General features: G+C 42.5%; 19 protein-coding genes. 2 read left to right on the forward strand and 17 right to left on the reverse strand.

Annotated elements, in window-relative coordinates:
- Positions 1-13: 13 nt before the first annotated feature.
- The 6 genes from ACOMC3_RS08005 to ACOMC3_RS08030 all read right to left on the reverse strand — a co-directional run bounded on the left by ACOMC3_RS08005 (position 14) and on the right by ACOMC3_RS08030 (position 5,708).
- A complete protein-coding gene (locus ACOMC3_RS08005) occupies positions 14-667 on the reverse strand; it encodes an alpha/beta fold hydrolase (protein ID WP_420319014.1) in 654 nt (217 codons plus the stop codon).
- A gap of 49 nt (positions 668-716) precedes the next feature.
- Positions 717-2,066, reverse strand: coding sequence for a DEAD/DEAH box helicase (locus ACOMC3_RS08010; RefSeq protein ID WP_420319015.1), 1,350 nt, complete (start codon positions 2,064-2,066; stop codon positions 717-719).
- Positions 2,067-2,269: 203 nt separating this feature from the next.
- Positions 2,270-3,151: a sterol desaturase family protein gene (locus tag ACOMC3_RS08015; protein WP_420319016.1), complete on the reverse strand. Its 882-nt coding sequence runs from the start codon at positions 3,149-3,151 to the stop codon at positions 2,270-2,272.
- Between the two features lie 11 nt (positions 3,152-3,162).
- Positions 3,163-4,083, reverse strand: coding sequence for a sulfurtransferase (locus tag ACOMC3_RS08020; protein WP_420319017.1), 921 nt, complete (start codon positions 4,081-4,083; stop codon positions 3,163-3,165).
- Entirely contained in the window at positions 4,070-4,522 is a 453-nt protein-coding gene (locus ACOMC3_RS08025) for a cytochrome C (protein WP_420319018.1), read from the reverse strand. The genes ACOMC3_RS08020 and ACOMC3_RS08025 overlap by 14 nt, the downstream gene beginning before the upstream one ends.
- Before the next feature lie 4 nt (positions 4,523-4,526).
- Positions 4,527-5,708 (reverse strand): sulfite oxidase, encoded by a 1,182-nt coding sequence (locus ACOMC3_RS08030; protein ID WP_420319019.1) that lies wholly within the window; start codon positions 5,706-5,708, stop codon positions 4,527-4,529.
- Between the two features lie 209 nt (positions 5,709-5,917).
- On the opposite strand from ACOMC3_RS08030, the gene ACOMC3_RS08035 reads away from it, so the two are divergent.
- Entirely contained in the window at positions 5,918-6,505 is a 588-nt protein-coding gene (locus ACOMC3_RS08035) for a hypothetical protein (protein ID WP_420319020.1), read from the forward strand.
- A 158-nt stretch (positions 6,506-6,663) separates the two neighbouring features.
- Positions 6,664-9,327: a pyruvate, phosphate dikinase gene (gene ppdK, locus ACOMC3_RS08040; RefSeq protein ID WP_420319021.1), complete on the forward strand. Its 2,664-nt coding sequence runs from the start codon at positions 6,664-6,666 to the stop codon at positions 9,325-9,327.
- 65 nt (positions 9,328-9,392) lie between these two features.
- Here ppdK and ACOMC3_RS08045 read toward each other — a convergent pair whose 3' ends face one another.
- The 11 genes from ACOMC3_RS08045 to rsxC all read right to left on the reverse strand — a co-directional run bounded on the left by ACOMC3_RS08045 (position 9,393) and on the right by rsxC (position 20,218).
- A complete protein-coding gene (locus tag ACOMC3_RS08045) occupies positions 9,393-11,093 on the reverse strand; it encodes a hypothetical protein (protein ID WP_420319022.1) in 1,701 nt (566 codons plus the stop codon).
- Positions 11,083-12,042 carry a thiamine pyrophosphate-dependent enzyme gene (locus tag ACOMC3_RS08050; protein ID WP_420319023.1) on the reverse strand — a complete coding sequence of 320 codons (960 nt, stop codon included), beginning with the start codon at positions 12,040-12,042 and terminating at the stop codon, positions 11,083-11,085. The genes ACOMC3_RS08045 and ACOMC3_RS08050 overlap by 11 nt, the downstream gene beginning before the upstream one ends.
- A 2-nt stretch (positions 12,043-12,044) precedes the next feature.
- Positions 12,045-13,934 carry a 2-oxoacid:acceptor oxidoreductase subunit alpha gene (locus tag ACOMC3_RS08055; RefSeq protein WP_420319024.1) on the reverse strand — a complete coding sequence of 630 codons (1,890 nt, stop codon included), beginning with the start codon at positions 13,932-13,934 and terminating at the stop codon, positions 12,045-12,047.
- A 129-nt stretch (positions 13,935-14,063) separates the two neighbouring features.
- Positions 14,064-14,930 carry an RnfABCDGE type electron transport complex subunit B gene (locus ACOMC3_RS08060; RefSeq protein WP_420319025.1) on the reverse strand — a complete coding sequence of 289 codons (867 nt, stop codon included), beginning with the start codon at positions 14,928-14,930 and terminating at the stop codon, positions 14,064-14,066.
- Positions 14,931-15,788 (reverse strand): ferredoxin-NADP reductase, encoded by an 858-nt coding sequence (locus ACOMC3_RS08065; protein WP_420319026.1) that lies wholly within the window; start codon positions 15,786-15,788, stop codon positions 14,931-14,933.
- Complete coding sequence (locus ACOMC3_RS08070; protein ID WP_420319027.1) at positions 15,788-15,988, reverse strand: hypothetical protein; 201 nt, start codon at positions 15,986-15,988, stop codon at positions 15,788-15,790. Before ACOMC3_RS08070 ends, ACOMC3_RS08065 begins: the two co-directional genes overlap by 1 nt.
- An 11-nt stretch (positions 15,989-15,999) precedes the next feature.
- Positions 16,000-16,584, reverse strand: coding sequence for an electron transport complex protein RnfA (locus ACOMC3_RS08075; RefSeq protein WP_420319028.1), 585 nt, complete (start codon positions 16,582-16,584; stop codon positions 16,000-16,002).
- A complete protein-coding gene (rsxE, locus tag ACOMC3_RS08080) occupies positions 16,581-17,210 on the reverse strand; it encodes an electron transport complex subunit RsxE (protein WP_420319029.1) in 630 nt (209 codons plus the stop codon). The genes ACOMC3_RS08075 and rsxE overlap by 4 nt, the downstream gene beginning before the upstream one ends.
- Complete coding sequence (locus tag ACOMC3_RS08085) at positions 17,203-17,877, reverse strand: FMN-binding protein (protein WP_420319030.1); 675 nt, start codon at positions 17,875-17,877, stop codon at positions 17,203-17,205. Before ACOMC3_RS08085 ends, rsxE begins: the two co-directional genes overlap by 8 nt.
- Positions 17,874-18,890 (reverse strand): RnfABCDGE type electron transport complex subunit D, encoded by a 1,017-nt coding sequence (locus ACOMC3_RS08090; RefSeq protein ID WP_420319031.1) that lies wholly within the window; start codon positions 18,888-18,890, stop codon positions 17,874-17,876. Before ACOMC3_RS08090 ends, ACOMC3_RS08085 begins: the two co-directional genes overlap by 4 nt.
- A complete protein-coding gene (gene rsxC, locus ACOMC3_RS08095) occupies positions 18,887-20,218 on the reverse strand; it encodes an electron transport complex subunit RsxC (RefSeq protein ID WP_420319032.1) in 1,332 nt (443 codons plus the stop codon). Before rsxC ends, ACOMC3_RS08090 begins: the two co-directional genes overlap by 4 nt.

A 20,218-nucleotide genomic window follows, 5' to 3' on the forward strand; every position in this document is an offset into this window, starting at 1 on the left:
TTATGTCAAAGCATTATAAAATGCTCTTGATTGCGTCGCTCACTTCCTCAGGATGTGTAAGCAAACAGAAATGATCCCCCGGAACTTCAACGAAAGATTCGTTCGGATATCGGATAATGTTGTCTCTTTTGGCATGAATACGAAGGTCAGGCTTCAACACTATTTCTTTGGAAATGGGCGCTAGTAAAAGTCTTAACTGATTCACAGAACAGTGTTTATGTGCTTCAATCAGTCGATCAAACGCTTCTTCATAATAAGGCAGTGTTTCTGGTCGATTATAGCTCTTAAGCAAAAACTTCTTTGATGCTTTATTGAATAAGAATCCATTTCGTGCCAGCCATAGCAATAGTTTTTCACTCTTTACAGGAAAATTGACTTTCTGTTGGTCTGTCCAGCTGGCTATCTGAATTATCCTGTTGTTCTGGAGGTGCTTGATATGATGTGAAATCTTCCCTCCCAATGAATGACCGATAACGATATCACTCTCTCGAATATCATGCCTTTTAATGAGCTCTTTACAGAAATCGATCACATTCAGGTTAGGGCGTTTACCCTCGCCTAATGATTGCCATAAATCCACAAAAACATGCTCTCCAGGCAATTGATCAGCTATATGATCGAATACTGCTTTGGTCTCACCAAATCCATGAATGAATACCAGTCTCATACCACTTTATATGTTTCTGCTAAAATATTAGTATCCTGAGTGGCTGGCACTATTTCTTTCTCCGATTCTGATTCTTATCACCACGTGTCAGTGGTTTTTTATACTTCTTAGCCAATTTACGCCGGTATGATCCTCCAAGATTGACCTTCTTGTTTTTGTCTTTCTTTTCGTGGGTGGATTCTCCCTTTGGCGCTTTCGAACCAAGCTTGTGTGATAGTTCTTTCTGCTTATCCTTTGGCCGTTCTTCAGGTAGCAACTCGTTAGATCGTTCGACCTCTGCTGGAAATGCTTCTTCAGCAATTCCGAGTTTCATCAGTTGCTCAATCGCTGCTTTATGTTCTTCTTCTTTTGGTGTATACAGTAATATAGCTGTGCCTTCCTTCTCTGCACGACCTGTCCGCCCGATGCGGTGCATGTAGTTCTCCGGATAAATGGGCACATCCATACTCACCACATGGCTTACATCTTCAATATCTAATCCTCTTGCAATTACGTCTGTAGCAACCAGGATTCGTTTCTTGCCACTGTTGAACGCCTCCAGCGATCGTAATCGGTAATTCTGACTCTTGTTGCTATGAATGATGCACAGGTCCTTTTCGTACCCTTCCTCCATTTCTTCATACAATCGGTCTGCATTTCGCTTACTGGAAACAAAAACCAGAACCTTTGGGTAAGCATTGGCGGAACTTAACAAATGCTTGAGTAGCTCCACTTTCGTGTAGAAATTGGGTGCTTTATATGCAATCTGTTTGATATTCTCCAGTGGCGTTCCACTCAGTGCAATGGTGATTTTCTCTGGCTGATTGAAATAATCATCGATCAGCTCATCCACTTCTTCTGTCATAGTGGCGGAGAACATAATATGCTGACGTTTCTTAGGCAGCATATCAAAAATGTTGGTCAGCTGAAAACGGAAACCTAAGTCCAGCATCACATCTACTTCGTCGATCACCACTTTCTTAACACTTTTAAGTGAAAGCGATTTATGGAGCACCAGGTCATACACCCGTCTAGGTGTACCAACTAATACGTCCATTCCAGCCACCACACCTGGTTTCTGTGTATTGATGTTTTTTCCTCCATGAACGCCCAAAACACGGATATTCGTGTAATTGGTTAATGATTCCACTTGATTGACTACCTGACCTACCAGCTCTCTGGTTGGGACGATTATAAGCACTCTTGGAGGTATTTCTTTTGAGTATTGTAAGTCTCTTAAGAGTGGCAATAAATATGCAAAGGTTTTCCCTGTTCCTGTTTGAGAGATGCCTACCAGGTCTTTTCCTGATCGTATGGGTGCATAGGCTTGATCCTGAATGGGTGTTGGCGCTTGAAAGCCCAGGTCTTCCAATGCATGGATAAGTGAATTGGAAAGGTCTAGGTGCTCAAAGGTGCTCATGGAAAGGATTTTTCGCAAAAGTACCGAATCCCTGCTTTTAGAAAAGATTATATATGCTAAGCCTGTATTTCTTAACTACTGATAATGAGGTCCTTCATCTTTGAAGATGTACCAAACAAACCAAATGATTCCAATGAGGCCTGCCAATAAAAGAATGGTGAGTGTCATACCTGCAAGTTAAGGATCACTAGGTCTTTACTAGCCTATCCTGATTTCTTTTTAGCAAAACCGTGTAAATTCTGATCTGCAAAACCTTTAGGAAATTCTTCCACACCCGGAAAACCCAGCTTGATATCTTTACCATCATGAGGGATGTAATTGGTTTTAAATAGATAGTCCCAGATGCTTAGTGTTAGCCCAAAATTGACCCCATACCTTCTTTCTTTAGGTAAATGGTAAGAATGATGCCAGATGTGCATCTGAGGGTTATTGAAGATGTATTTAAGCGGTCCTAGATTCAACTTGAAGTTGCTGTGATTGAAATGACCGACTGCAAGTGTGAAGATGTGAATAATGAAGAAATCTCTCAATCCAATACCTATCAGTGCTAAAGGAATGTATTCAATGGTTCGATACACCACATTCTCCATCCAATGATACCTTAGATGTGCTGCAAAGCCCATTTGCTCTACCGAGTGATGCACCTTATGAAATTCCCACAAAAAATCGAACCTATGGAGTAATCTGTGCGTCCACCACTGCACGAAATCACGGACGACAAAACCTATCAGCAAGTGTGACCACATGGGCCAGCTCATCACCTCAAAGGCAAGCAAATTCGTAATTCCTACAGCCGCTAGCAGTTCATTGAAAAAATTCACAACGACATTGGACGCGGCGTTGTAGATTATTAGAGAAAACAAAAAGAAGTTGAAAAACATATAGAAAAAGTCCAGCCAGAAGTCTTTCCGGAACCTTGGCTGATTCTCCCGCCATGGTCGTACAAGTTCCAGGGCGTAAAAAAAGCCTGAAACCCCTATCAGCCAATAAAAGTAATTGTGCCAACTGGGATTTTTGATTTCGTTCCACAGGTAGTTGGCATACCCCTGATAGCTTTCTACAATGATGTTGATGTACTCTTCCATGGCTTGTTTTCCTAATTAACTAAATCTGGCTGCAAATGATGGGTCCATTCTACCCATGAACCATCATAATTCTTAACATTTTCCCTTCCTAATAATTCTGTTAACACAAAAAAAGTATGTGTAGATCGAACACCTGAATGACAATATGTAATAGCTAAACGTTCATTATTTAGCACTTCTTTGTAAATATTTTGCAATTCTGAAATTTCTTTAAATCTGTAATTGGATTGATCCACCGCCTCCATCCAATCAATATGTATACTACCGGGAATTTTACCTGCCCACAATGCTCCTTTTTTCAGGCTTAATCCTTCATATTCATCTTTGGAGCGTGTATCCAGTACAAGAAGTGACTCCTGATTGATCAATTCTGAGAGTTTTTCCATCAATATGTTATCGGAAGTTTGTGTTGTTGTCCCCTCAGGAAACCTGAAATCACCAGGTGTTCGTTTGGTAACAATCTTAGTCAGACTATCAAGTTGCTGCCAAGCTTGTGTTCCCCCATTCAGAATGGCCATCCGGTCATATCCGTACTGTTTTAGCACCCACCATAGTCGAGTGGCTTCACATGATCCCCGATTGTCGTAAAGAACCAAATGAGAATCATCCGTTATGCCTTTTTTTCCTAATATATTTTCTAAGAAATCTTTCTCCGGTAACATACCATCATATTTAAATGATGCATTATTAAGTTCTGAGCGCCAGATATTTATGGCATATGGCAAGTGGCCTTTTTGGAAGTCTTCAGGCCGTTGCAAATCGAGTAGAACAATGCTGTCTTGATCAATGATTGATAGCAAATCCTCTGCCTCGATCAGGTACTTTGATTGGGATTCTTCTATTTTATTATCAGACGTCTGCTGATCCTTTTCCGTACAGGAAATCAGGCAAAGCAACAGGCTAACTGATATTGAAAACTTAATCCAATTCATACCATTCAATATTTGTAAGTTGCGCCCTTCTCCCTTTCTCCTCCGGAGCATAATATTTAGCCAGGTAATTCACAATCAGGTCTTCATTTCCTCCTAGGTCCCATAAATTCTGCGTTTCCTGCATCCACTTAATGGTAGCTGTCCAGCCTGCCTTGGTCATGCGATTCTGTGTAATTAGTTTAGAAGAATGGCAAGAAGTGCAATTGATGACGACTTGTTCCAATCCTTCACCATCTAATAAACCTGTTTGAACATGAACACCATTTTCTATTTCGAATTCTGATGAGGTTTTCACTGTAACCTGCTGAACATTATTGGTATACAGATAATCATACCCCATATACAAAACCATCCCAAAAATTATTAGCAATGAAAATATGACTGCATTTAGTACACCTACTACCCTTTTTAAGATCGATATATACTGCCTGTTATCCACTGGTTCAAACTACTTTAACTGCAATTCTGTGGCATGCATTGTTTAAATATCCCTTCGGATTCCATCCAGGAATAACCATGGGCTGCTGCTGACCACTGGAATCTGTTGCTCTAACCCAGACTTCATAATATCCTTTCTTTGGAAAAGAAACAGTTCCCTTCCAATGTTGCCACGCCAGTCGGTTTACTGGTTTTTCAAGCTCACAGGGTTGCCAGGTAGCTCCAAAATCAATGGAATAATGAGCGTTGGTCACTGACATCTCCCCTGCCCATGCATGCCCCCGAATGTCCAGCGTTGGTGACTTTACAATTGCTCCTGTTTTTGGGTAAGTGATCAGCGATTTAACCGGCATGGATTCGATGATGCACATGTTTTCATCTTCCACCTTTTCTCCGGGAGCAACCGACTCGCACGGTACCCGGTACGAACTTCCTTCCATTTTGGCCCCATCATGCACTTTATTCCTGATACTTAATCGATGAATCCATTTACCTGAAGCTGAAGCTGGCCAGCCACCGACCACTAATCTTAAAGGATATCCATGGATCAATGGAATGTCCTCTCCATTCATTTGATAGGCGATGAGCGTTTCTTCCATCATTGCCTTTGAGATCGGAATTCCTCTTGAAATGGGATCCTTATTTGGATCACCACTGAGATGGGTATCTTTTCCATAGTATCCTACATAGACAGCATCCTCCTTTACACCTACATTTTGCAGAATGTCTTTCAGACGGACACCTGTCCAGCTAGCGCATGAAACTGCCCCAATAGTCCACTGGTTTCCTTTGGCAGGTGGATTGAACTCGCTCCGACCATTCCCGCCACATTCAAGAGTCAGCTGATAGGTATACTTGGGGAATTTTTTTAAATCATCCAATGAATATGTTTTGGTTGATTCAGCAGATTCACCATCTATTTTAAGCGTCCACTCATTCACATCAATATTTTGCGGAATAAGGCCATTGTTTCTTACAAACATCCGAGAAGCTGGTGTTACTTTATCATCCAATATATGTGCCTGAGCTTCAGCATTCCATGGCTTGTCATTTAGCACAACCAATCCAGGATCTTTATCAAATTTTGCATGGAAATCTTCCTGATCGAATATAACAGGTATGTAGTCTTTGGGCATCCACTTACCGAAGACAATAGGTGCTCCTATTAAGCCTGAAATGGTTGTCAAGGCACTTTTTTTGATAAATTCTCGTCTGCTGGAACTCAAAATCTTGGTGTTAAATCTTAAAACTACTTGAAACTTGCTTGATTAAATGTAACAATTGTTACTCACCATAAAATCATAATCAATGCCTCTCTTTAGCTACTGAAGTTACCTTTTTAATCCGATAGCTATTATTTTAGTAGAAAGATCCTAACCTACCTATTTTATCAATCATGAAAAATATTCTATCAGCTATCCTATTTCTGCTTTGCGGAAGCTTTGCAAATGCACAATTTGAACCAACTGTTACTGGAAACACCTATAATATTGAGGTCAAAGATGGTGTTTGTTATTTTAATGGATTAAAGATTGGAGACAAGCTAGCGGATGTTGAAGCTCGACTAGGCAAAACATCCCTGGTTTCTCAGATTACAGAAAAAAGTATTACCCTAACTTCTCTATTCTATCCTGATTATGGACTAGAGTTTACCTTTGAAGGTGATTATGTTCGTGTAATTCTGCTCTACCCTCAGCCAGGTGCCGTAATGGGTGACATTCAAAAGTTTAAAATCTTCTCACGAAATCAGAATCAGTGGAGACTAGAAAAACTACCATTAAATAAAGCGATTCCTCAAGACGTCATGATGCAAATGGGTACCGAATCGATCAACACAAAGCTTGGTAGTGGATTTACATCTGCTATTAGCAATAATGTGATGGGTTACAAATTGATCAACTCAGGTGGTACCCAGGATATCATATTTTATTTTGATAGTAATGACTATATCATTGAGCATATTGCCAATCGATTGAGTAAATAGTCTATTTCCCGCATCGAAATTTTATTTTCTTAAAGTCCTTCATTATTTGATGATTTAAATGTTGGTTATCTAATTAATCACAGCCTCAGGTATGATAATCATCATAGGAAAGATGGTGGTTTCTTTTTTTATTCTCTGCCAATCAAACCCACATCATAATGAAGACTTCAAAATACGTTTTCACCTTTGGCGGAGGTCACGCCGATGGTGATAAATCAATGAAAGAACTGTTGGGTGGCAAAGGAGCAAATCTTGCTGAAATGAGTAACATCGGATTACCTATTCCACCCGGGTTTACAATCTCTACGGAGGTTTGTAAGTATTACAATGAAAATGAAAATCGTTGGCCGAAAGGAGTTGAAGAAGAGCTTAGAAAAAGCATTTTTTTTCTTGAAGACTTAATGGATCTCAATTTTGGTGATCCACAAAAACCACTTTTAGTATCTGTTCGTTCTGGTGCCGCAATCTCTATGCCCGGGATGATGGACACGGTGTTGGATCTTGGACTAAACGATCAATCGGTTAAGGGCCTGGCAGAGATGACAGAGAACCCGCGGTTTGCCTTTGATTGCTACCGCAGGTTTATCGATATGTTTGGAGATGTGGTGATGGGTGTTTCTCATGACCTATTCGAACAAGTATTGCAGCAGCTGAAAGATCAACGTGGGATCAAAGAAGACACGGACTTCACTGTAGAGGACTTATATGAATTAATAGATCGATATAAAGCGGTTTATCGTAAAGAAACCGGCTTTATGTTTCCACAAGATCCCTGGGAACAACTCCATTTTGCGATCAATGCGGTCTTTGGTTCATGGAGTAGTAAGCGGGCAAGAACCTACCGTAAAATCAATCGAATTACCGGTCTTTTAGGAACAGCAGTTAACGTTCAGGCCATGGTCTATGGAAACATGGGAACTGATTGCGCCACTGGTGTCTGCTTTACAAGAAATCCATCCACCGGAGAAAAAGAATTGTTTGGAGAATTTTTAATAAATGCTCAAGGTGAAGACGTGGTAGCGGGTATTCGTACTCCACGAAATATCGAAGAGCTAAAAGACCTGATGCCTCTCAGCTACGATGAGCTTTTGCGGTTGACGAATCAACTGGAAAGGCATTATCAGGATGTGCAGGATATCGAATTTACCATCCAGCAAGGTAAACTTTACATTTTGCAGACCCGCAGTGGCAAGCGGACAGGTGCCGCTGCAGTGAAAGTTGCAGTTGATCTCGTCAGTGAGGGATTAATTTCTCATAAAGAAGCGGTTAAGAAGCTCGTAGAGCCGACGCATATAGATCAATTACTACACCCACAATTGAGTCAGTCCGAAATTGATAAGGTCGACTTGATTGGGCATGGACTTCCAGCCTCCCCTGGTGCAGCTGTAGGTCAGGTTGTGTTTAACTCCGAAGATGCTGAGCTTGCTCATTTAGAAGGTAAGCCTGTGATACTTGTCCGAATTGAGACAAGTCCGGAAGATGTGGGCGGAATGGCTGCAGCAGAAGGTATTATCACTTCTCGCGGCGGTATGACCTCTCATGCAGCAGTGGTAGCCAGAGGTTGGGGTAAACCATGTGTAGCTGGCTGTGAAGACATTGTTATCAATTATTCTAGTCAATCATTTACTTCTGGTGATTTAGTGGTCAAAAAAGGTGATTGGATTTCGATGGACGGAGCGAAAGGTTTGATCATTAATGGCAAGAAATCTGTCGTTAACCCGGTCATGGATAGAAACTATTACAGTTTCATGGACTGGGTAAATGAATGCATCGATATGAAGGTTCGAACAAATGCTGACACACCAGAGGATGCTATACAAGCAAGGGAATTTGGGGCGGAAGGAATTGGGCTTTGTCGCACAGAGCACATGTTTTTTGGTGAAGGTCGAATAAACGCCATGCGTAAAATGATTATTGCGGATAATGAATGGGATAGAAAAGCAGCCCTGGAAAATTTGCTTCCCTACCAAAGGGCAGATTTTAAGGGTATTTTGGAGGCCATGGAGGGCCTTCCAGTTACCATTCGATTGTTGGATCCGCCATTGCATGAATTTCTACCTTCCGAACCTGAAGAAATCCGAATGGTTGCTCAGGAATTAGGAATCAGTACCCAAGCATTGAACCAAAAAATACGTTCTCTAAAAGAGTATAACCCCATGCTTGGTCATAGAGGTTGTAGGCTGGGTATCACCTATCCGGAAATTACAGAAATGCAAACACGAGCCATCATGGAGGCTGCAATTGAACTCAAGAGAGAAGGTTTTCAGGTATATCCTGAGTTGATGATTCCTTTGGTGGGTACATCAGAAGAGTTTATCCATCAGCACGAGCTGATTGACCATACTGCCCAAGAGGTGTTCGATGAGATGAAAGAAACCATCGAATATAAAGTGGGTACAATGATAGAAATTCCACGTGCAGCACTTATCGCTGGAAAAATAGCTGAGGAAGCAGAATTCTTTTCTTTCGGCACTAACGACCTAACTCAGCTGACTTATGGCTACAGCCGGGATGATGCGGGTAAGTTTCTTGAGGTATACCTAAAAGAGGGAATTCTTATGGATGACCCATTCCAAACACTGGACCGGGAAGGTGTCGGAAGCTTGGTAGCCATGGCTACTGAAAGTGGTCGAAAAGTAAATAAGAAGCTGAAAGTGGGTATCTGTGGTGAACATGGTGGAGACCCTTCCAGTGTTGAATTTTGCTATCAGCAAGGACTCAATTATGTTTCTTGTTCTCCTTATCGCGTTCCAGTAGCGAGACTCGCTGCTGCCCAGGCACGATTAACAACCAGTGAACGAATAATGGAGGAAATCAATTAGCAAACAAGCGCATATTGAATCAAGGGAGGTTTATGCCTCCCTTTTTAAGTATCTTAAATAGGGATTTAAGCTTCGCTTAGCAACTCATTAATCAAACGAGTGGCGGCTGTTCGTGTAGCCTCTTCCTTTATCACTTTGAGTTGGTCTTCACTAATTTCAGGTTCTACCTGATCATCAGATTTAAGAACCACCGTAGAAGAACTTCCAGCCATTTCCTGTAGAAAATTCCAGTTATCTAGCCGTTCCTGGCATGATACGACCCACACATTAGGAACAGCTGCACGGTGAAGATTATGCCCCTCATCCACTAACCAGATATATGGGATTTTACCAATAAGTTCCTCCTGTGAAAGCTCCATATATGAGGAGAGCGATACTAAATAGTCACTATCATATGCTGGTGGTACCAACATTAGCTCATTCAATTTTGAATTAAAAAAGGCTTTATAGTCTGCATAAGTAAACGCAATTGGCTGTTGTATAATTTTATCGTTTACCGCTATTTCAAAGGTTATGAGTGGCCATTTTTTAACTGGATCAGGATTCTGATCAATCTTCCACTTGGATGGTGCAGATTGCTCTCCTGACAAGTTGTAGGTCATTGTTGGAAAATACCTTCCATAGACCGCTGCTTTCACATTTATAAACTCATTCTCATCATTAGGAACTAAAAGATGCATCATGGCAGGCTGAGTCATTTGAATCCAATTCTGAATGGTTTCAATAAGTGCTCCTGGGTCTGTTGTTGTCAGTTGATAGGTGGCAACATTACGATGGGCTACAGTTAGTGCTGCCAGCTCTGGTCGGTATCTATGAGAAGCCTCTTCCCAACTGATAGTAGCTACAGGTTCTGATACCAATAGGTGATTCATCACCAGTAATTTGATGGGCCAGTTAGTACTTAGGAGCTCAGATAAATCATCGAGTTGTTGCATGATCAGCTGATGATCGATTTGTAAAATAATGGGCCTGAAAATGACCTTTTCTACATTTGAAAGACGATACCAGGTGAAATGAGTGAAATAATCATCATGTATTTTTTCATCATAATCATCCTCAACTTCTAGTGAAGCAATTCTAAAGGCTTTCATTAGCTCAACGAAGGTTGTCAACTGCTTTTCTAGCAGTTTCTTAGTCTCCTTTACTGCCGTATTTTCCTTTACATTAATCTGCTGAAACCGCTTGAATCCTTGCTGATCCCCATATTTTGGAGTAGTCAGCAGTACAGCTTGTGCTGTTTGATATTGATGCAATCCATCATTTAGAAGGTCTAACACCTCCTGCAGCCGATTTTTACGACTCGCTGATAAGGCTGGACCACTGTGTTTAGGTACCAACTTGGATAACTTATCAAACGCAATAATTTCAGAGGCAAAATCGTACCCCTCTGAGGAAGATGCATCTGCTGTTTCGATATCCAGTATTCTAGAGAGTGAGGTAATAACGGTTTTTAATTTATACTTGAATTGACTGATTATATTAGATTGATATACAGATAGATATGTATCAATAATGTGATTCGTTGTGAATGATGAAAAATCTATTTTCTCTTTTTCAAAGGATATGGGATAAGGATTTGATTGGATCGCTAGCTTATCACAAAATATAGATGATAGGCCATTAATGGAAGAATTGTCTGGCTTCTCTCCTGTCCGATAGAAGTGGCGAAGTTCTTTCCAAAACTTCTGTTGATCATCTTCATTCGCTGGAGGTACGTCTTTCCGATTTAATGGAGATGACTTTTCTTCTTTTATTTCAGATTGCATAGCGATCCATTAAGTGATTAATTACATTTATTCGATCCTCAGTCGAGGTATCCAGGTTATGTGCTCCGTACTGATCGAATCGGTAAGCATCTTTGTTCTGATAAAAAAGACCTATTGGAACGGTATCCTGTACAATCTGTGCTACTTCCCTGGCAGCCACAATGTCACCAGGATCATGCGTTTGGATATGTCTGAACTTGCTAAGTTGATGCTCATCCAAGACGATACCATTTTCATGGTTGAGAAGAGTGATGGCTTCCGGATCTTTCACCGTTGGCTCATAGCTATCCTTCATCCAAATGGGGCATCTTTGAATGATTCGCACGAATGCTAATCCCGGATGCTCATAAGCCTTTCTAATGGTTGCATGTAAGTGTGCTGGTTTCCAATCGGCAGTTTGTGCCACGAAAGATACATTGGGAAGACCCAGAGTGGCTTGAATCGGATTAATTGGAGGAAGGAAGGACCCGTCCGGATGGGTATTAGAGCTGGTGCCAAGAGGACTGGTTGGTGATGTCTGCTTCTTCGTTAACCCATAGATCGCATTATCAAACAATAAGGCTACCATTTTCATATTGTAACGAATGGCATGCACCCAATGTCCAGCTCCAATGGAGCAGCAATCGCCATCGCCGGTGATTACAAATACATGCAAGTCCGGTCTTCGAAACTTCACTCCACAGGCCACTGGAAAAGCACGCCCATGCAGTCCATGGAACCCATAAGTATTCATATAATGTGGAAAACGACTACTACAGCCAATTCCGGAGACAAATACAGTCTTTTCAGGCTCAAGCTGTTCTTCTGCACACAATTTCTTGACTGAGGTAAGTATCGTATGGGCGCCACAGCCAGAGCACCAACGCGCCTGACTACTCGTGTAGTCCTCGATACTAAACTGTGCATCTGGTAATACTAAATCACATGCTTCAGGGTTTACAGCTATCATGATTATTCGATTAATTTCATTTTAAGATTTTCTTCCATCATCTTCAATATCCTGTATGGACTCATAGGCTGGCCGTAGACATTGCTAAAGCAGTCTATGTCAACCAATGTTTGGGCACGCAGATACCAGGCAAGTTGAGCGTACCTCCTGTTTTCTTCAGTGATGTATGGTTTACCTACCGTGTCACTGTAATTGATTTCTACCGTCATCACTTTCTTGAATTTTTGAAAGATTTCTTTCAATCCTGGTTCTAAGGGACTTAAGAAATGAAGATGGACGCTACTAACAGATGCACCCTGTGCCCTTGCCCGCTCAACTGCCTCTTCTATGGCGCCTTTGGTAGAACCCCATCCTACCAGCAATAGGTCACCTTCAGGATCACCGAATACCTGAGGTGGCTTTAAGGTTTCATGTAATGCTGCGATTTTTCTGCTTCTGTTCTCCGCTGCTCGCTGATTAATGGATGGATCATAAGCTACATGACTCTCTTCATCATGCGCAAGTCCTGTTAGTGTGTATACGCCTCCTTTTTGACCGGGGATGGGTCGCTCACTTATACCTGTATTTGCATCCCATTCATAAGGCCTTACGCCTTCTTGCCATTTACTTTGATCAATGGGTGAGGCAAACCATTCTTCTTTCAGCTCGGGGCGCTTAAATGGTTGTACACCTGTGGCTAGGTTGGCATCAGATAATACGAAAACTGGCGATCGAAATGATTCGGCCAGTTTTCTAGCCAGTATGACGTAATGAAAACACTCCTCGATTGTAGCGGGAGCAATGATGATTTTTGGAGCATCGCCAGGTGTGCCATAAAGCACAGACAGCAGGTCTCCTTGTTCTACTTTCGTAGGTAAGCCCGTAGATGGTCCACCGCGTTGGATGTCTATGATAACTAAAGGCACTTCAGCCATTATAGCCAGGCCAATAAATTCAGTTTTTAAAGCAATACCAGGTCCAGATGTGATTGTGACAGCCGTTTTTCCGGCATAAGAGGCTCCTATGGCAAATCCAATTGCTGCCAATTCATCCTCGGCCTGGTGAATGACTCCTCCTGCAGACTGCATCGTTTCAGCCATCGCGTGAGTAGCGGAGGTTGCAGGAGTAATCGGATACATGGAACAGACATCTATGCCAGCCGCCATTACACCCAAACTAATCGCCTCATTGCCATTCATTACCACCATGTCATCACTGCTCGGTTTCGGAGTGATACAATAATGTAAATCCAGGTTAAGTTGAGCCCATTGGTAGCCTGCATGTAGGAGGTCCAGGTTGTTCTGAATTATTTCATTGTTCTTTTTTCTGAATATTGACCTGATCTGATCCTCTGCCAGCTTCATGTCGCGATCATAAATATTGCAAAGGAGTCCTAAGACCCACATATTCTTTCCTTTTCTTGCATCGCTTACTACTTTCAGGCATTCTTCCTCCATTGGGATTTCATGAATGATATAACCGAGTGATTGGAATTTATCCAGCGCTTCTGAGTATGCGGTTACTATGTCTGGAGATGCATGATTGGCCCACTTGTTTTCAATCAGGACGTGTGTGCCTCCTTTGTAAGCATTTTGGTCAATTCGTCCGAACAGGACCTGCTCATTCAAGGCTACTACCAAGTCAGCCTGATCACCCATATTGGTGACTTTCTCCTGCCCCATTCTTACACGAATACCAGAAGCACCTGCTCTGGACCGTGCCGGGGGTTGAATTTCAGCCGGTATAATCTCTACCGTCCACACCCCATTGCCCATTTTAGCTGAGATCGCCCCTAAACTTTGGCCGCACTTCTGCGCACCTTCTCCAGAGTCACTAACGATTTCAACGATCGCTTCTTTAAGTGAGGTTATTGAAGTGGTTCCTGGAATGATTTCTTTTGTGGAGCTGCTCATAAACATTCAATGCTGTTGAGCTAAGTAAGTAGCTATGAAGGACTTAATCTGTGATAAATATCAGCATATAATGAGAGTTGTATCACCCACGAACGCATAATCCGGAAATTATCAATCATGGCGACTAGCTTATGATGAACCCAGTTCTCTGGTGCCTTTTCGCACTATGGTTTTGCTTTCGCGTCCTTTAATAGCCCCTAGCTTTTGATCCCACCAGATAATGGCACCTGTGGGACATCTTTCAATGGGTTCTTTGAGTTGCTGACTTAACGAGTAATTGACCTTAGGAAGGTTATTTTCCATGACTATCAGATCGCCGGGAGCATCCATGGCACACTTTCCACAGGCCGTGCATGCAACCTGACACTCTTCAATTATATCATCGCCAGACTCCAGGTTTTTGCAGGCCACCCACAATTGATTGCTCACTGGTTGAATGGAAAACAAATCTTTCGGGCATATCTCAACGCAATCACCACAGGCGGTACATTTTTCTATATCTACCACTGGCAGCCCATGTTCGTCCATGTGAATGGCATCAAAATCACAAACAACCTCACAGTCACCAAAGCCCAGACATCCCCAAAAACATCCCTTGCCCCCACCCGAAACCAATGAAGCAGCTCTGCACGTTTCAAGGCCCTCATAATTTGCTTTATTCCGAGCAACATTGGTTCCTCCTGCACAGGCAAGTCTGGCAACTTGCTTTTCTTGAGAACCCAAGCCTACGCCAAGGTAAGTAGCGATGGCTTCTTTTCCTTCCTCCGAACTAACGGTACACTTTGCTGGCAAGCTTTCCCCTTCCACCAGAGATTCAGCAAACGGTCGACAACCCGGATAACCACACGCCCCGCAATTTGCTGCCGGGAGCATTTCTTCCACCACATCTATGCGTGGATCCTCATAGACATACAGTTTCCTATTGGCTACCACTAACATGATTGCCAGAATAAGGGTCAGGCCTCCCAGTGCTGCTATGGCTATAAGGATTGACATCTAGTAAATAATTTCAGCCCACTTGTTGCCAGCTACTAATTCTGCTTTACGCTTCTTCCACTTTTCTTCTGAGCCCATGATGTCTATCAGCGTTTTTTCCAGCACTTCCTTAACCTTCTCATATCCAGCTACATATATGTAAGTGTTAAGCATTGAAAGCATGTCCACAATTTCATCGGCACGATCCTCAATGGCTTGATCTAATACAACCGGATCATTCCACAATGGTCGTGGACTGAAAGCATGTACTGCTTCAAAAGTTTCTTCATCATAGTAGTTGGTCAGATCTCCGTCTTTATCGTTTAGATAAAGTAGTTCGAGTCCACTTTTTGCTCCATAAAAGAGCAGTATTCTCCCATGGAAGTCTTTAACATCTTTATAAATATGCTTAATGAATGCTCTGAACGGTGCTATTCCTGTACCCATTCCAATCAAAATGATATTGGCATCTTTTTCTTCCGGCACATCGAAAGCAATATCATAAGGTCCTGTAATGGTGATCTGGTCTCCAACCTTTCGATCGCAGAGATAATGAGAAGCAACTCCCTCTTGCTTTTCACCACTAAACTCATCCACAAATGTGATCCTCTTTACCAGCATGGTGATCTTAGTTTTGCCTTTGCTTTTTGATGGAAGGTCAGCCACACTGTATAACCGATGATGTTGCTTGTTTCCAAACTCATCTTTATGGTCTATCAGCACACCGAAACTTTGATCCACTTTGCAGGTGAAAGAAGGGTCTTTCACCTCCAGAATAAGTTCGCGAACTTCTTCAGCGTCTGCTGGAGTGAGTCTTTTGTTCTTCTTTACTTCTGCAAAGAATTGATTTTTAGTATCATAATCAGATAAATGTGCCATCAGTTAATTTTTTTATTCGTTTGTAATTGCTTTGTTGAACAAGGAGTTTTACATCCGCAACTCCCACAATCCGACCTTCCGGCCAGTACATCAGGATCTGTTATTTCATCGGAAAAGACAAGACTCCACAATCGCTGAACAGCAATCCATGCTACCATGATGCTTGTTATTATTGCGATTCCGATCAAATAATTTTCCATTATTTTCTACGCTATTGTGTACCTAATCCTGAAAAACCCATAAATGTCAAAGACAAAATTCCTGCGATGATCAAGGTCAAAACTGTACCTTTAATCACCTTTGGTACTTCTGCAAATTCCAACTGCTCTCTAAAGCCTGCAATAAGCACCAAAGCCAATGTAAATCCAGCACCTGCTCCTAACGCATACAAAATGCTTTGAACAAAATCATATCCCTTATTGGTCTGAAAAAGTGCTAATCCTAGAATTGCACAGTTCGTCGTGATTAATGGTAAGAAAATACCTAACGATCTGAAGAGCGTTGGACTCATTTTTTTGATGAACATCTCTACCAATTGAACTGTAGAGGCGATCACTACGATGTAGCTGATCAGTTGCAAAAACTCTGCATCAATCGCTACCAGTAATGCATGTATCGCATAAGCACACATGGAACTGATCAACATCACAAACATCACTGCACCTCCCATTTTAGTTGCTGTGCCAAGCTTACCTGATACTCCCAGAAATGGACAGATGCCCAGAAAGTATGCCAGAACGAAATTGTTTACGAGGCTCGCACTGATGAAAATTTGTCCCAATGATTCCTGATTCATTTGGATGCCTCCTTTCTTTCTTTAATAAGGTTAAAAATGAGTAGCCATGCTGCCAGTGTAAAAAACCCGCCAGCCGGTAAGATCATCACGACCCACTCCTGAAAGCCATCGGGAAATAGCGAGAAACCAAAGAGTGTTCCACTTCCAAGTACTTCCCGTACTGCACCTAGACAAAATAGAGCAAACAGAAAACCTAAGCCCATTCCCAGAGCGTCCATGACAGACTTCCCTAAGGTATTTTTAGAAGCAAAGGCTTCTGCTCGACTTAAAATCAGGCAGTTGACTACTATCAATGAAATGAATGCTCCCAGACTCTTATGTAGATCTACACTGATGGCCTGAATGGTGTAATCAGTAATGGTAACAAAAGTGGCAATGATTAAGATATAAGAAGCAATTCGCACCTCCTTGGGAATGAAATTCCTGAGTAATGAAACCAATGAGTTGGACATGAGTAGAACGAATGCGGTGGCTATGCCCATGGCCAGGGCATTTTCAGCAGTGTTGGATACAGCTAATACCGGGCACATTCCAAGAACTTGAACAAACACCGGGTTATCCTTCCATAGCCCTTTGATGAACTCATCTGTAGATTTTGACTCGGTATTTGTCACAACATTACTCATTGACTTCATTTTGAAAATATTGCTGATGCTGATAGATCCGTGGCACCCAGATGGTTGTGCTTTCACCAATGATGTTACCAATTGCTCGGGAAGAAATGGTAGCTCCTGTTATTCCATCGACTTGCCATGGTTCCGATTTTGTTCCTTTTTTTACCAGAACTACTTGATATACAAGTTTTTCTGAGGTCTTAGTTAAAGTAACGTCCAGTGCTTGAAAGTTTTCCAGGAAGACCTGATCTTTCTCTATTTTATCACCCAATCCAGGAGTTTCTTTACTCTCAAGAACGTAAAAGCCAACAACCTTTTGTGTAGCTGGATCATATCCATAAAGGATGCGAATGATATCGGCATATCCCTGACCGCTTGCTTCAATGGCGACCCCTTTAAATTCTCCGTTAGTATCATATCCTGCGTAAACGATCTGAGTGTTACCCTCACCTGCTTCACTAAACTGTCCATCCTCCCATGCAAAAGCTTTGGTGGACTCAATCCCCGGCACCACATTAAAGATTGCTTGCTCGAGCGCTTCCGCACGTAACCGCTCAATTCGGGGTAATGTGCCTTCATATGTGAAGACAATCAGTATTCCGCATAGTATGCCTATGCCTACCATGGCTCGAAGCATGGTAAAACTATTGGTTGTCGGTATGGCTTGGGATTCGCTCATGTGATCGATTTTTTTGAAGTTCCATACACTCTGTACTGTATCAGCCGATCAATGTGAGGCGAAATTGCATTGCCCAATAAAATCGCGTACATCACTCCTTCAGGTAGTCCACCCCAAATACGGATGACTACCACCAGTGTACCAATTATCACCCCGTAAAGCACAACCCCCAACGAGGTGATCGGAGAAGCTACCATATCTGTAGCCATGAAAACGGCTCCTAACATCAACCCGCCGGAGAACAGCATAAAGACTGGAGAAGGATATACCTGCGGGTCTGAGAGGTACAAGGCCCCACTGAAAACGAAAACTGTTGCAAGAATGGCAACCGGAATGCGCCAATTCATAAACTTTCGAATCACCAGATATAGTCCGCCTAAGAGGATAAGCACAGATGAGGTCTCACCTATCGAGCCACTGACCAGACCAAAGGCCAGGTTGGAAGCATCGGTTGTAATTCCATCAAACTTAAAAGCCGATAAGGGTGTGGCCCCCGACATTCCATCCACAACGGGTTCCATAAATGGAAACGTAAGAACTGAGCCACTTATCGAACTGAAACGATCTGCTTGTAAAGTACCATACCAGGTAGTAATTGCCACTGGAAAGGCTGCTTGTAGTACTGCACGTCCAACCAGCGCTGGGTTAAATACATTGTACCCCAGTCCGCCAAAGAGGAATTTTCCCATGCCTATGGCAATGACGCCTCCTAAAAAAGTCATCCATAATGGGAAGATTGGTGGTAAAACCAATCCCAATAGAATACCTGTAATCGCCGCGGACCAGTCGGAAATGGTAGATTCTTTATTGGTTAGCCTACATAGCACATGCTCAGTAAGTACACAGGAGGTTACTGCCGTTAGAATCACCAGTGCTGCATTGAACCCAAAGGAATACACAGCGAATAAGACCATTGGCATCATGGCAAGAACCACATGAAACATGATGGTCTCTGTGCCTAAACCTTTACTTAGATGGGGAGAAGTACTGATATCCAGTGTTTGTGCTTTCATGCGCTTGCTTTTCGTTTCCTAACAATCGACTTTGAAAGTCTGAAATATTGTACCAATGGAATATGCGACGGGCATACATAGGAGCAAGAACCACACTCAAAGCAATCCATCAGGTTATATTCTGCTGCCATTTTTTCATAAGCTTCAAACTTGGCCAAGATGCCTAGCTTGGAGGGATTGAGCGATAATGGACATGCATCCACGCACGCTCCACATTTGATGCATGGATAAATCTTTTCTGATTGTGTTACCTCTTTGTTTGTAAAAACAACAATTCCAGAAGTTCCTTTTACAATGGAAATATCCAAGTTGGATACGGCCACTCCCATCATAGGTCCTCCCATATATACCTCGCTGATGGGTTCTTCCACACCCACCTGCTCCAATACATACCGTAAGGGTGTTCCGATGGGGATGAGATAGTTTCCTTTTTTCTTTACTCCGGGCCCGGTGATTGTGATTACACGCTCCTGGATTCCCCGACCATGTGGAAGTAATCGTCCAATTTCTGCAGTAGTGGCCACATTCACAACCACTGCATGCACATCAATTGGAAGGCCACCGGATGGAACTTCCTTACCTAGAAGTGAGGTAATAAGCATCTTTTCAGCTCCCTGGGGATATTTGACAGGGACGACATCAATGGTTATAGGCAAATCAGGAGTTAAATAGTTTGAAAGGAATTCAGCAGCGTCCTTTTTGTTGGCCTCAATTCCGATGATTGCACGCTTTGCTCCGGTAGCCTTTAATAAGTATCTAATGCCCAAGAAGATGTCATCTGGCTGTTCCAACATTACCCGATGATCTGTGGTCAGGTAGGGCTCACACTCTATCCCATTGATAATCAATGTATCACAGTGTTTGCCTTCTGGAATTTTAAGCTTCGCGTGTGTTGGAAAGGCCGCTCCTCCTAAGCCTACTATTCCGGCATTTTGAATACCTACCAATATTTCTGCAGGGGTAGCATCCAGTCCTACCGGTTCACCTTCCATCACTTCCTGTGTGGAAGATGGGGCTGCTTCAAGGTATATGCCTGGAACCATTTTACCGCTGATGGTTGGAACATTTGCGATTTTTCGGATTCTTCCTGTCTCAGGTGCGTGTAGTGGTACAGATAAATATCCATCGGCCTCTGCCAGCAGCTGACCTCTTACTACCTCTTGCCCCTCTCTTACAATCAACTTTGAAGGGTTTCCAATATTTTGGATTACAGGAATGATCAGCAAAGGCGAAAACGCAAACTGCCGAATAGGTAATTTGTTGGTCTGCTCCTTGTTTTCTGGAGGATGAACCCCATGTTTAAAGGTATGTCGCTGTAATGCTAGCAC

This window comes from Ekhidna sp., from assembly GCF_965212185.1.
Taxonomy (GTDB): Bacteria; Bacteroidota; Bacteroidia; order Cytophagales; family Cyclobacteriaceae; genus Ekhidna.